This window comes from Pantoea eucrina, assembly GCF_001691555.1.
Classification (GTDB): Bacteria; Pseudomonadota; Gammaproteobacteria; order Enterobacterales; family Enterobacteriaceae; genus Pantoea; species Pantoea borealis.
On the sequence record NZ_MAYN01000008.1, the window covers coordinates 727,380 to 741,071 of the forward strand.

10 protein-coding genes are annotated in these 13,692 nt (G+C 55.7%); 7 read left to right on the forward strand and 3 right to left on the reverse strand.

Features of this window, described 5'->3' with window-relative positions:
- Positions 1 to 51: 51 nt before the first annotated feature.
- Together BBA90_RS09485 and BBA90_RS09490 are read right to left on the reverse strand one after the other, a co-directional pair.
- Positions 52 to 2,616, reverse strand: coding sequence for a diguanylate cyclase (locus BBA90_RS09485; protein ID WP_065648907.1), 2,565 nt, complete (start codon positions 2,614 to 2,616; stop codon positions 52 to 54).
- A 118-nt stretch (positions 2,617 to 2,734) separates the two neighbouring features.
- Positions 2,735 to 3,346, reverse strand: a complete 612-nt coding sequence (locus BBA90_RS09490; protein ID WP_065648908.1) for a phosphatase PAP2 family protein — start codon at positions 3,344 to 3,346, stop codon at positions 2,735 to 2,737.
- A gap of 233 nt (positions 3,347 to 3,579) precedes the next feature.
- On the opposite strand from BBA90_RS09490, the gene udk reads away from it, so the two are divergent.
- The 3 genes from udk (at position 3,580) to asmA (ending at position 6,744) form a co-directional block, all read left to right on the forward strand.
- The gene (gene udk, locus BBA90_RS09495) at positions 3,580 to 4,218 is read left to right on the forward strand and encodes a uridine kinase (RefSeq protein WP_039385396.1); all 639 of its coding nucleotides are present in this window, start codon (positions 3,580 to 3,582) and stop codon (positions 4,216 to 4,218) included.
- Positions 4,219 to 4,303: 85 nt separating this feature from the next.
- On the forward strand, positions 4,304 to 4,885 hold the full coding sequence (gene dcd / locus BBA90_RS09500) for a dCTP deaminase (protein ID WP_065648909.1): 582 nt from the start codon (positions 4,304 to 4,306) through the stop codon (positions 4,883 to 4,885).
- Positions 4,886 to 4,944: 59 nt separating this feature from the next.
- The gene (asmA, locus tag BBA90_RS09505) at positions 4,945 to 6,744 is read left to right on the forward strand and encodes an outer membrane assembly protein AsmA (RefSeq protein WP_065648910.1); all 1,800 of its coding nucleotides are present in this window, start codon (positions 4,945 to 4,947) and stop codon (positions 6,742 to 6,744) included.
- Between the two features lie 108 nt (positions 6,745 to 6,852).
- On the opposite strand, the gene BBA90_RS09510 is transcribed toward asmA, so the two are convergent.
- Positions 6,853 to 7,038, reverse strand: a complete 186-nt coding sequence (locus BBA90_RS09510) for a hypothetical protein (RefSeq protein ID WP_065648911.1) — start codon at positions 7,036 to 7,038, stop codon at positions 6,853 to 6,855.
- A 1,080-nt stretch (positions 7,039 to 8,118) separates the two neighbouring features.
- Here BBA90_RS09510 and wbaP point away from each other — a divergent pair.
- The 4 genes from wbaP (at position 8,119) to wzc (ending at position 13,616) form a co-directional block, all read left to right on the forward strand.
- Positions 8,119 to 9,552, forward strand: coding sequence for an undecaprenyl-phosphate galactose phosphotransferase WbaP (wbaP, locus tag BBA90_RS09520; RefSeq protein ID WP_065648913.1), 1,434 nt, complete (start codon positions 8,119 to 8,121; stop codon positions 9,550 to 9,552).
- Positions 9,553 to 9,851: 299 nt separating this feature from the next.
- Complete coding sequence (locus BBA90_RS09525) at positions 9,852 to 10,982, forward strand: polysaccharide export protein (protein WP_175540437.1); 1,131 nt, start codon at positions 9,852 to 9,854, stop codon at positions 10,980 to 10,982.
- 9 nt (positions 10,983 to 10,991) lie between these two features.
- Positions 10,992 to 11,426 (forward strand): protein-tyrosine-phosphatase, encoded by a 435-nt coding sequence (locus BBA90_RS09530; protein ID WP_039385385.1) that lies wholly within the window; start codon positions 10,992 to 10,994, stop codon positions 11,424 to 11,426.
- Between the two features lie 12 nt (positions 11,427 to 11,438).
- Complete coding sequence (gene wzc, locus BBA90_RS09535) at positions 11,439 to 13,616, forward strand: tyrosine-protein kinase Wzc (RefSeq protein ID WP_065648914.1); 2,178 nt, start codon at positions 11,439 to 11,441, stop codon at positions 13,614 to 13,616.
- Positions 13,617 to 13,692 lie beyond the last annotated feature (76 nt).

The following is a 13,692-nucleotide window of genomic DNA, read 5'->3' on the forward strand; positions in this document are numbered from 1 at the left end:
GGGGCGACTTTAGCGCAGGCTGGTCATGCTGGCAATATGCAGTGCGCTGCTTTACCTCTCTGCATCCTGATAAACCTGATACTGACCGCGTCCGGCATGTTTAGCGCTGTAACAGGCGACATCGGCCTGCGACATCACCACATTGCTGAGGCAGTTGCGCGCATCAATCTGTGTGATGCCGGCGCTGGCACCCACATGGTAAGGGTGTGTTTTCCAGTAAAATGTATAGTCATTCACAACATCCACAATGCTCTGTACCAGATCGCGGATGTGATCGACCTCGCAGTGCGGCAGCAGGATGCCAAACTCATCGCCACCGAGGCGCGCCAGCATATCACTGCTGCGCAGCTGCTGCTGCATCAGCACCGCCAGCTCACGCAGCAGTGCATCACCCGCCGCATGCCCTGCGGTATCGTTGACTGCTTTAAATTTATCCAGGTCGATAAACACCAGCACATGCGGCGTGCCGGTGACGGCCGCATCATTGACCAGCCGTTTCAGCTGATCCTCAAAACTGGATCGGTTGGGCAGCTGCGTCAGCATATCGTGTGACGCGCTATAGCTCAGACGCTTCATGATCTGGCGCGACTCGCTGACATCCTGAATGACCATCACGGCACCAATGGTGCTGCCCGCCAGGGTTTTCAGCGGGGTAATGCTGTAGTGGATCTCAATCTGCGCGCCTGCCAGCGTATGCAGCACCAGCCCTTCATCCAGCGCCGGAGAAACTTTTTCATCCGGTAACGTGCAGAGCAGCAGATTCTCAATACGCGGGCCATCAGCGCCGCGCGTGATATTCAGCAGCTCGCTGAGCGGCGTGCCCGCCGCCTGTTCCTGCGGCCAGCCGCTCAGGCTCTCAGCGACCGGGTTCATAAAGGTCACGCACATCTCATCATCGGTGCTGATCACCGCTTCGCCAATCGAATCCAGGGTGATCGCCATACGCTCTTTTTCCTGGAACAGCGCTTCGTTAAGCGTACGCAGTGAGGTGATATCCTGACAGATACCGAGCATGCGCTCGATCTGCCCATCCTGACTCAGAATACGATTGGCTTCTGAGCGGATAAACTGTACGCCGTGCGGCAGGTTGAGACGATACTCAAGATGAAACGCCGAGCGGCGCTCAATGGCCTGCTGCACAGTCAGCGCCAGGCTTTCCCGCTCGGCCGGATCGACCAGATGCAGCCAGAGGTCATACGTGGGTTTCTGCTCCGGCTCCAGCGCAAACAGCTCATACATGCGCTTGTCCCAGAGCATCTCCCCGGTTTTCAGGTTCCACTCCCACACGCCGATGCCGCCCGCTTCGTTGGCCAGCGTAATGCGCTCCATTAGCTGGCGGTTCCGCTGTTCGCTCTGACGCAGTTCGGAGATATCGACAATCTGCGCGATAAAATAGAGCGGCTGCTGCTGCGCGTCACGCACCATAGAGACGGTCAGACGCGACCAGACAATCTCGCCATCTTTGCGGAAATAGCGTTTTTCAAAGGTGTAGGACATCAGATCGCCCGCCAGCAGACGCTCCATTAGCTGCAGATCGCTGTGCAGATCATCCGGATGAGTGATCTCCTGAAAGGTCAGCTGCGTCAGTTCATACGCGCGATAACCCAGCGTACGGCAAAGGGACTGGTTAACCTGCTGCCATTTACCGTTGATGCCGACCAGCGCCATACCGATAGCAGAGTACTCCATCGCGTTGCGGAAGCGCGTTTCGCTCTCGGTAATATGATTTTTCTCGCGCCGGAATGCGTCCATCACCAGCGCCATGATATGGCTGGGCAGCAGCACCAGCAGAAAGGGCAGCCAGGCTGAAACCAGGCCGGGTGACGCGCCGGTTTGTACCGGATTGACCCAGTCCAGCGCCAGCAGCAGCGAGATAAAACTGGCATTAATAAAACAGAGCAGGAACGCTTCAAATTTTGGCAGCCGGACCGCGCACCAAAACAGGATCACCACGATAAAGGTAAAGGGCCACGGCAGAAAGCGCAGAGAGAGATAGCTGGCGAGCAGGGTAACCAGTAGCGTCAGCAGGGTCTCCAGCTGACGGCCCGGGGCGATCAGCTCTCGCAGCGGCTTATCGGGCCACAGCAGTACCACCGGACCAAAAGCCAGCACGCCGATCACTTCCGAAATCACCCAGGTCGTTAAAAAGGGCAGCAGCGCCTGCTTATCCACCTGCAGCAGCCAGAGCGCAATCAGTCCGCCCAGCAGAGGGGCCAGCACACCGGCGCACAGGGCAAAGCGGATCCAGTCGGGCAGGGCATTAAGTGGCGCGCGGCGATTCAGCAGCAGACGCAGCATCCCGCCTGCCAGCAGCGCTTGTATCAGGTTCAGAATGGCAAATTTAACATTGCTGAGCGCAGGGCCAATAATGAGTAAATTCGCCAGCGTCGTGCCCGCGACACAGCCAGCCAGCAGCAGCGGAATATGCTTCAGCGGCGCGCGGAAAATAACGCCGGTCATCAGCGCCGTTGAATACCACAGCGGCGAAATACGCCCGCTGACCACAATCAGTTCCAGACAAAACAGCGTAAGCAGAAAAGCCAGTATGCTCAGTCTGACGGCAGTCAGCCAGCGGCCTGGCGATGTATCCTGCGCGGTGACTATCTTAACAATCATGTACCAGTCCAGCAGCGCGCAACCCGGTATGGGGAAAATACGCCAGTCAATTTCTGCTCAGCATGCTAGCACATTCAGACAGGATCTTTACGCCGAATTGGTTTAAGTCACGATGCTGTCAGCGAAAAAGGTCGGCACGCTTAAACGGTTTTTCCAGTCCGGCGAGCTTTACCGACAGGCGCTCAAGGAACTGCTGCGTGGTGGCGACGCGCCCGTGCCCCATCAGCAGCAGCGGTACCAGAAAGGCGACGCCGACCTGAAGCGCGCTGAAGCCTTTGAGTACGGTGCGGCGCTGGCTGATGAGAAACGCGCTGCTCAGGGTAAAGCCAAGCAGCAGGCCTGCCAGCACTTCGCTGACGGAGTGTGCGTGAATAACCAGGCGGGAGAAACCGACCATCAGCGGGATGGCGTAGCCGATGGCGATGGTTACGGCGCGCCAGAAGGTGGACCAGCGCCCGGAAATCAGCCACATCATCACCGGCCAGAGCGTGGATGACATGGCGCTGTGCCCGCTGAAGCCGGTGAAATTAAAGCGTGCGCTGCCAATGCCAAAGCCGAGAAACATAATTTTAGACAGGCTGACCAGCAGACCGGCGAGACCAAACGCCAGCAGCCAGTACCAGACGGTACGCCGGCTGTTGCTTTTCCACGGCAGCACCAGGGCGATGATCACCGCGGTGGGGATCAGCAGCATACTGTCGCCAAAATAGGTCAGTGTTCTCCAGCTCATATTTTTCCTTGCAGGGCTAACGGGCGACCCGCACCAACCGGGTACGGGCAGCCTGACAGTCTATCGGTTCAGCGGCTGCCTGCCAAAAGGAGATTTTCTGAAAAAAGGCGATGCCGCATTTACTCTGGCGTCAAACCAGCGAAATACCTATAATTGCCGCCACCAAACCCTCTCATTTGGCCCGTTGCTGCTTCGGCAGAGGCGTGCTCCCAGTTATCAGGTCTTAAAAAAGTATGACTGACAAGTCCCATCAGTGCGTGATCGTTGGCATCGCAGGTGCATCTGCATCCGGAAAAAGCCTTATTGCCAGCACGCTCTTTCGTGAAATCCGTGACCAGGTCGGTGACGAGCATATCGGTGTGATCCCCGAAGATGCCTACTATAAAGATCAAAGCCACCTCACCATGGAAGAGAGGGTAAAAACCAACTATGACCATCCGAGCGCGATGGATCACGATCTGCTGCTGCAGCATCTGCGTGCGATCAAGTCAGGACAGGATATCGATCTGCCGGTTTACAGCTATGTTGAACATACCCGTACCAGCGAAAGCATTCATCTGAAGCCCAAAAAGGTGATTATCCTTGAGGGCATTCTGCTGCTGACTGACGCGCGTCTGCGTCAGGAGATGAACTTCTCTATTTTTGTCGACACGCCACTGGATATCTGTCTGATGCGCCGCATGAAGCGCGACGTGAATGAACGTGGTCGCTCCATGGATTCCGTCATGAATCAGTATCAGAAAACGGTCCGTCCGATGTTCCTGCAGTTTATTGAGCCTTCCAAACAGTACGCCGACATTATTGTGCCGCGCGGCGGTAAAAACCGTATCGCTATCGATATTCTCAAAGCGAAAATTAATCAGTATCTTTGATACGCTGCTTCGGCATGGATTGAATGCGTCAGGGCTGTCACCGTGCTGACGGCCTTTCGCTACACTTAATTAGGGAGTTCCTGCGATGAGATTATGCGATCGCGATATTGAAGCCTGGCTCGACAGCGGCAAGCTGGCCATTGAGCCGCGTCCCCCGGTGGAACGCATTAACGGCGCCACGGTAGATGTACGGCTGGGTAACGGATTTCGTACGTTCAGCGGTCACACAGCCGCCTTTATCGACCTGAGCGGACCCAAGCACGCGGTCAGCGCCGCGCTGGATCGGGTAATGAGTGACGAGATTGTGTTACCGGAAGGTGAAGCGTTTTTCCTGCATCCGGGTGAGCTGGCGCTGGCGGTCACGCTGGAGTCGGTGACCATTCCGGACGATCTGGTTGGCTGGCTGGATGGACGTTCTTCCCTGGCGCGACTAGGGTTAATGGTTCACGTTACGGCGCACCGCATCGATCCTGGCTGGCAGGGGCGTATCGTGCTGGAGTTTTATAACTCCGGCAAACTGCCGCTGGCGCTGCGTCCCGGTATGCTGATTGGGGCGCTGAGCTTTGAGCCGCTATCGGGTCCGGCCGCACGTCCTTATAACCGGCGTGAAGATGCAAAATATCGCGGTCAGCAGGGTGCTGACGCCAGCCGTATTGATAAAGATTAATCGCTGTACCCGCGCCCGGGCAGGGCTGACGAGGCGCGGGTCATCACATTGAGGATGCAATGAGAAGATTGATAACCACGCTGGTCATCCTGTTAGTGGTAGTGGTGGCAGGGATGGCCGCACTGGTGCTACTGGTTAATCCCAACGATTTTCGTGCCTACATGGTAAAACAGGTAGAGCAGCGCAGTGGTTATCAGCTGGTCACAGGCAGCGACTTGCGCTGGCACGTCTGGCCTCAGCTCAGCATTCTTTCCGGGCGCATGAGCCTCACCGCACCCGGTGCCAGCCAGCCGCTGGTGACCGCCGAAAACATGCGGCTGGATGTCGATCTCTGGCCGCTGCTCACGCATCAGCTCAGTGTCAGCCAGGTGATGCTGAAAAACGCGATTATTCGCGCCACGCCGGAGAGTGCGCCGCAGAAACCCGGCGGGGCTCCCGTCGGTCCCGGCGACAGCGAACCGGCATTAGCCGCCTCACAGAGCTGGAGCCTGGCGATCGCGAAACTGCGCGTGGCCGACAGCCTGCTTATCTGGCAGCAGCCGGGCGGGGATGAGTATAACTTCCGCAATCTTAATCTGAGTCTGGATCAGGACAGCCGCAAACAGAATCACATTGAACTGAGCACGCGCCTGTCACGTAATCAGCGCAACCTCAGCGTCGCGCTGCAGGGCGAGATGGATGTCTCACGTTATCCGCATCAGCTCAGCGGCACGCTGGCGCAGCTTGATTATGCGCTGGACGGCGCGAATCTGCCGGTGCAGGGGATCAAGGGCGCGCTGAGCGGAAAAGCGATCTGGAACGCCGATAAACAGCGGTTCTCCCTGGCCGATATGCAGCTTACCGCGAACGACAGTACGCTGCAGGGCAGTGCCGAAGGGCGTATTGCGATGCCGCAGCAGCTGCGCCTTGCGCTGCATGCAACCTCGCTAAATATCGATAACCTTGCCGTTAGCGCGCCCGTCAGCAGCGATAGCGGGACCGCGCAGGCTGCGCCGGTGCAGCCGCCGGTGATTGCAGAACCTCTCCTCCGCAATAACGCCGATTCACCGCTCAATACGCTCGATCTGCAGCTTGCCCTGAAAGCGGACCAGAGCCAGTGGCGCGGGCTGACGCTCAGTAATCTGCAGATCGACGCCAGCAACCAGCAGGGGCTGATGACGCTCACCCGGCTGCAGGGCAGGCTGGGTGACGGACATTTTTCGCTGCCGGGACAAATTGATATTCGTCAGCCGGTTACCCGGGCTGCGTTTCAGCCTGAACTGGAAAATATCGCCATCGTCCCTCTGCTGAAAGCGCTGGCGCTGCCTGCTGCACTTGAGGGAACGTTATCACTGCAGGGTAAGGTGAGCGGGGCAGGGCTGAGCGTAAAAGAGGCGAAGCAGAACTGGCAGGGTAGTGCGGATATTGAGGCCACCAATCTGCAGCTCACGCAGCTTAATCTGCAACAGATGGTACGCCGGGCCGTTGCGCGCGCCAGTAATCAGGTAACGAACGATCAGCCTGATAATCAGGGCATCCAGCAGCTGTCAGGGCGTATCAGTCTGCAGCAGGGCAACGTTGCGTTTACCGATCTGCAGGGTGGCGGCAACCAGCTGGCGCTACAGACGCACGGAACGGTCGATATTGTGCAGCAGCAGCTGGATGTCACCATCAATATGATGCTGCGCGGCTGGAAAGGGGATGAGCGTCTGGCGAAAGTGCTCAATCAGCAGCCTGTTCCGCTGCGTATGTATGGCCGCTGGGATAAGCTGCAGTATTCGTTGCCGATAGATGATGTTGTGCGTCAGCAGCTGCAGAGCGAGGCGAAGTCGCGCCTTAACCAGTGGCTTGATCGCCATCCGTCCACGAAAAAGCCCTGAGGCTGACCGGTGACAGAAATACGCCCCCTGCAGAACACCGCAGGGGCGCCATTGAGGGCGCCCGGAGGGCACGTTAGCCTTTACCCCGTCCCTCAGCGTCACGATCCCTTAAGCTGATCCAGACTCATCCACAATAAAGGCAAAATGCGTGTGCGCCTGACGGATCGGTGTGCGCAGACCAGCTGAATCACCGTGCGGCGACTGATACAGCAGATCGACCACCTGCATCACCGGCCAGAATTTAGCGCCGTTCTTATTTTGACCGCTCTCGTTATCACCACCTTCCCGCCGCACAATCAGTTCAGTGGTTGCTTTGCAGAGCAGGACAGTACCGTCCGGTAAGCGCAGCAGGTCGCGTGCGCGGTCAGACCGTCAGCAGGGGCGGTAGCAGCGTCACCGGCCACGAGAGCGAGGCCAGCAGCCCGGCGCGGCTTGGTAGCGCCAGCATCAGACACGTCACGCGCGTCCGGTCGCGGCAGCTTTTCAACCAGAATGGCAATAAACACAGGCGATTAATGTCCGGTGCCCGCTGCTGAATGATTAGCGTGACTAACCCCGCCCGGATCGGCGGATCGCCGATTCACGTCCGCATACTCGTGTCAGCGTAATGTCTCAAAATGGGGTTTATCTGATGACAGCGAATGGCCGGAAACCGGAAAAACGCTGCCGGGCCTGCTGGTATAAGGTTCTGCACGCTGGCCAGGGAAATGCTCGGGCCGCAGCAGACAAAATAAGCAAACTGTATGGATTAAGAATGCAGGAGAAGGGACGCTACGCATAATTAATTGTTATGCCGATTGAGCAGGATTACCGCTTACATTTTATCAATCGTATATCCGAATAATTCTGAATTTTCACCGCTGATTGCGCGGCAGATGTGGCGTCATTACTAATGGCTGGTAGTCTTTTTCCTAAAATAGCACAGGGGGCACGGGCCCTACTTGTAAACAAGCCAGTAATAACTAGTATAGCAACGTGTCAGTAAATGTCCGCGCCAATCTGGTTAATAGCGCAGGGTTATGCATTTTAAAGTTGTGAATTGTGAACCTGCGCGATCCGGCCAGGAGTTATCCTGGGAAAATGGTTAAAAAAGCGCAAAACAGGATGAGCAGACGGTATTGGCAGCGACAGCCAGGGGCGGTAGCGTGCCTGAACTGGCGTAAACAGGAAATGAACTGTCTGGTGTAGCGGCAATGGAACTCAGACTAATCCGTTGGTATTTATCACAATTTTCTGTCGAAAATCAATAGAGAATTGACCTAAATACCGGGGAGTTCGCCGCAGTTTGCTCAACAGGCTCCGACTGAGTATCGCTCATTTATTACACAGGCCTGTAGCGTTAGGGATTAGGGAAATAAAATAAAAGAGTTAAATATGCGCGATAACGAATTTACATATAAAAGTCTTCTGACCAAATTTTTACTGGCGTGCTCGGATTTAATTTGTTTTAACGCGGCGTTGTTTATTGCACTCGCCCTGATTAATTCATTATCTGACTCGCCACTGGCTGATATCTCTGAAAAAGATCTCAATTTAAAAATTGCTACTCACATCTGTCTGTCAATTATCTGTACGGGCTGGTTCTGGGTGCGTCTGCGCCATTACACCTACCGCAAGCCATTCTGGTTTGAGCTGAAAGAGATATTTCGTACCGTGTTTATTTTCTCGGTCATCGATTTGTCTATTTCTGCATTATCGCAGTGGCAGATGTCGCGTTTTGTCTGGGTACTGACCTGGATTCTGGCGCTGATCCTGATCCCGGTTGCGCGTGCCGTCTCCAAGCGTGTACTGAACCATTTCGGTATGTGGAAAAAGCAGACCATCATCATTGGCAGCAGCCGTAACGCACAGGAAGCCTGGCAGGCGCTGCAGAGTGAAGAGGTGATGGGCTTTGACGTTATCGCCTTCTTTGATGTTGATGGCAGCTGCCCGCAGGCCAGCATTTCCGGCGTACCGGTACTGCATAACGAAGCTGAGCTCTGGCAGTTAACCAACAGCGAAACGCAGTTTATCGTTGCGGTTGAGTCTGAACAGAGTCAGTATCGCGACCTCTGGCTGAAAAACCTGGCTATGCATAATTGCCGTTCGGTATCCGTTATTCCGACGCTGCGTGGTGTACCGCTCTACGGAACGGACATGGCCTATATCTTCAGCCACGAAGTCATGATCCTGCGCGTGAACAACAACCTGGCGAAGCGCACCTCGCGTTTCCTCAAGCGCACGTTCGACATCGTCGGTGCACTCGGCATTATTGTGGCGCTGTCGCCGGCGCTGCTGGTACTCGGTTTTATGGTTGGCCGCGATGGCGGACCGCCGATTTACGGTCACGAACGTGTCGGTATGAACGGACGTAAATTTAAATGCCTGAAGTTTCGCTCAATGGTGATCAACTCCAAAGAAGTGCTGGAAGAGGTGCTGCGCACCGATCCGGTTGCGCGAGCGGAGTGGGATAAAGATTTCAAACTGAAGAACGATCCGCGTATTACCAAAGTTGGCCATTTCATCCGTAAAACCAGTCTGGATGAGCTGCCGCAGCTGTGGAACGTGGTACGTGGCGACATGAGCCTTGTGGGGCCACGTCCGGTGATTGAAGATGAACTCTGCCGTTATGCCGGGGATGTAGATTACTACCTGATGGCCAAGCCAGGCATGACGGGATTGTGGCAGGTCAGCGGTCGTAACGACGTTGACTACGAAACACGCGTCTATTTCGACTCGTGGTATGTCAAAAACTGGTCGCTGTGGAATGATATTGCGATCCTGTTTAAGACAGTCGGCGTAGTGCTTAAGCGCGACGGCGCGTATTGATAGACAGCGAAGGCGGGAGAGGGTACCTCTCCCGCTGAATAACTGCCGGTGCTGGGAGTCTTGTTATCTGAACACTGCCATTATCGAGCCTGATTAAAGCGAATAGGTTGTTGAGTGGCACTATTCCGCTTTAATTGATGTCGTCCGGGGGCACGGTGACAACATAAAAACCAAGGGAGCAATGATAATGACCCACAGTTTCAGTGTTTAACCCGTTAAATTAAATTTTTGTAAGACGCTTACACAGCGGCGTTTTCGCCTCTATCAATCATTAACTGATAGCGAATAACCAGATGATAATGAAAACTAAATTGATACCTTTACTGGTATCCGCAACTTTTCTCTCCGGGTGCACCATCGAACCAGGTTCGCACCTTACCACCAGTGGAAAAGATGTCATTGAGCAACAGGATAGCAACTTTGACATCGATAAATACGTAAACGTCTTCCCGATGACACCTCGTCTGGTTGAGCAGATGCGTCCTAAGCCGCTGGTTGCACAGGCTAACCCACAGCTGCAGAACGAGATTCAGAGCTACGAATATCGCATCGGTGTGGGCGACGTGCTGAATGTCACCGTCTGGGATCACCCGGAGCTGACGACCCCAGCCGGCCAGTACCGCAGCGCCAGCGACACCGGCAACTGGGTGCAGGCTGACGGCACAATTTTCTATCCGTACATCGGTAAAGTACGTGTCGCGGGTCGCACCGTAACGGAAGTGCGTGCGGAGATTGCGCGTCGTCTGGCGCAGTACATTGAAAGCCCGCAGGTAGATGTTAACCTGGCGGCTTTCCGCTCGCAGAAAGCGTATATCACCGGGTCGGTGACCACATCTGGTCAGCAGCCGATTACCAACGTGCCGCTTACCGTACTGGATGCGGTCAACGCCGCGGGCGGCCTGGCCGCTGATGCTGACTGGCGCAACGTTGTGCTGACGCATAACGGCCGCGAACAGCGTATTTCGCTGCAGGCCCTGATGCAAAATGGCGACCTGAGCCAGAACCATCTGCTCTATCCGGGCGACATTCTGTACGTACCGCGTAATGACGATCTCAAAGTCTTTGTAATGGGTGAAGTGCGTCAGCAGGCTACCCTGAAGATGGATCGCAGCGGCATGACGCTGGCAGAAGCGCTGGGCAATGCACAGGGCATGGATCAGACCACCTCTGATGCAACCGGCGTGTTCGTTATCCGTCCGATTCGCGGCGCTAACCGCACGAAAATCGCCAACATCTATCAGTTGAATACCAAGGATGCGGCGTCAATGGTGATGGGTACGGAGTTCCAGCTGGAACCGTATGACATCGTCTACGTCACCGCCACGCCGATTACCCGCTGGAACCGCGTTATCTCCGGACTGCTGCCGACCATCGTAGGTATCGACGATGCAAGCTCGTCAGCGCTGCGCTTCCGCAACTGGTCGAACTAAGGTTTTACCATGATTAAGTCAGTGTTAGTGGTTTGTGTAGGTAACATCTGCCGTTCGCCAACCGCCGAGCGGCTGCTGAAACGGGCACTGCCGCAAACGCGCGTGGCCTCGGCCGGCCTGGGTGCCCTGGAAGGGTATCCGGCCGATAAGATGGCCAGTGAGGTTGCCGCTGAGCATGGCCTCTCACTCGACGGACATCAGGCACAGCAGTTAACGGCAGAAATGTGCCGTGACTTCGACCTGATTCTGGTGATGGAGAAGCGCCATATTGAGCAGGTCAACCGCATCGATCCCGCCGCGCGCGGAAAAACGATGCTGCTGGGGCACTGGCTTAATCAACAGGAAATTGCGGACCCGTACCGAAAGAGCCGCGAGGCCTTCGACGCTGTGTACGGGTTACTGGACAACGCAACCCAGAAATGGGTCAACGTATTAAGCCGATAGTTGGGATTATCCATGAATATTAAAAACAAGGTCATGACCGCGCCAAAAGAAGATTCGAATGGATGGGATCTGGCGCATCTTGTGGGACAGCTGGTTGATCACCGCTGGATCATTGTTGCCGTTACCGCCTTCTTTATGCTGGTGGCAACGCTCTACACACTGTTTGCGACGCCAATCTATAGCGCAGACGCCATGGTACAGGTTGAGCAGAAAAACACCGCTTCGGTGCTGAACGATCTGACCGACGTTCTGCCAGCCATGCCAGCCTCTGATACCGAGATTCAGATCCTTGAATCCCGTATGGTCATCGGCAAAACCGTTCAGGATCTGGGTCTGGACAGCGTAGTGCAGCAGCACTACTTCCCGGTCATTGGTAAAGGCCTGTCGCGCCTGATGGGTAACAAGCCGGGACAGATCGCTATTTCCCGTCTGGAGATCCCGCGCAGCATCGACAAGCGTACCGTTGAGCTGGAAGTTACCGGTGCAGATACCTATACCGTGAGCAGCGACGGCGACGAACTGTTCAAAGGCCGCGTGGGTCAGCTGGAGCAGCATGGCGAAGTCACCATGCTGGTCAGCGGTATTCAGGCAGATGAAGGCACGACCTTCAGCGTCACCAAACTGACCGACCTGCAGGCGATTAAAACCGTACTGGGCGCGCTGACCGTGGCCGATAAAGGCAAAAGCACCGGCGTACTGGGTCTTGAGTACCGTGATGAAGATCCGGAGCAGGCGAGCCGTGTCCTGAACCAGATCGTCAACAACTACCTGCTGCAGAACGTTGAGCGCAAGTCTGAACAGGCGGAAAAGAGCCTGCAGTTCCTGCGTAATCAGCTGCCTCAGGTGCGTGCCAAGCTGGATGATGCGGAAGATAAGCTGAACACCTTCCGCCGCGAGAACGCGTCTGTTGATATGTCGCTGGAAGCGAAGTCCGCTCTGGATACCTCTGTCAGCGTGCAGAGCCAGCTGAACGAGCTGACCTTCCGTGAAGCAGAAGTGTCGCAGCTGTTCACCAAAGATCACCCGACCTACCGCGCGCTGCTGGATAAACGCAAAACGCTGGAAGCGGAGCAGGCTCAGCTGAACAAGCGCATCTCCTCTATGCCGCAGACGCAGCAGGAGATCCTGCGACTGACGCGTGACGTACAGTCGGGCCAGGAGATCTACATGCAGCTGCTGAACCGTCAGCAGGAGCTGGGGATCAGCAAGGCAAGCACCGTAGGTGATGTCCGCATCATCGATAACGCTGAAACGGCCGGTAGCCCGGTTGCACCGAAGAAAACCCTGATTATACTGGCTGGCCTGATTCTGGGTCTGCTGCTGTCGGTCGGTCTGGTGCTGCTGAAAGCGCTGTTCCATCACGGTATCGACAACCCTGAGCAGCTGGAAGAGCTGGGCATGAACGTCTACGCCAGCGTCCCGCTCTCTGAGTGGCAGCGCAAGAAAGATACTGAAGCACTGGCGCGTCGTGGTCACAAAGAGAAAAGCGATCCGCACAATACGCTGCTGGCGCTGGGTAACCCGACTGACCTCTCTATCGAAGCGATTCGCAGCCTGCGTACCAGCCTGCACTTTGCGATGATGGAAGCGAAGAACAACATCCTGATGATCACCGGCGCCAGCCCGGGCATTGGTAAAACCTTTGTCTGTGCCAACCTGGCAACTCTGGTCGCCAAAGCGGGTCAGCGCGTGCTGTTTATCGATGGTGATATGCGTCGCGGCTACACCCATGAGCTGCTGGGTGCGGATAACAAGCAGGGCCTCTCTAACGTCCTTTCCGGCAAGACTGAGTTCTCTCCGGCGATGATTCAGCGCGGCGTCTACGGCTTTGATTTCCTGCCACGCGGTCAGGTGCCACCTAACCCGTCTGAGCTGCTGATGCATCGTCGCATGAGTGAGCTGCTGGAGTGGGCGAGCAAAAACTATGACCTGGTGCTGATCGATACCCCACCAATCCTGGCGGTTACCGATGCCTCTATCATTGGTAAGCTGGCAGGGACGTCGCTGATGGTTGCACGCTTTGAAACCAACACCACGAAAGAACTGGATGTCAGCTACAAGCGCTTCGCGCAGAACGGCATTGAGATCAAGGGCGTGATCCTCAACGCCGTGGTACGCAAAGCGTCAAACGCCTACGGTTATGGTTACGACTACTACAACTACGAATACGGCAAAGAAGCTAAAAGCTAAATAACACCTTCACGGGGCGGTTTATCCGCCCCGTTTTTATGGTGAAGCACAGCGGCTCACAGCCGGGCAACGCCTT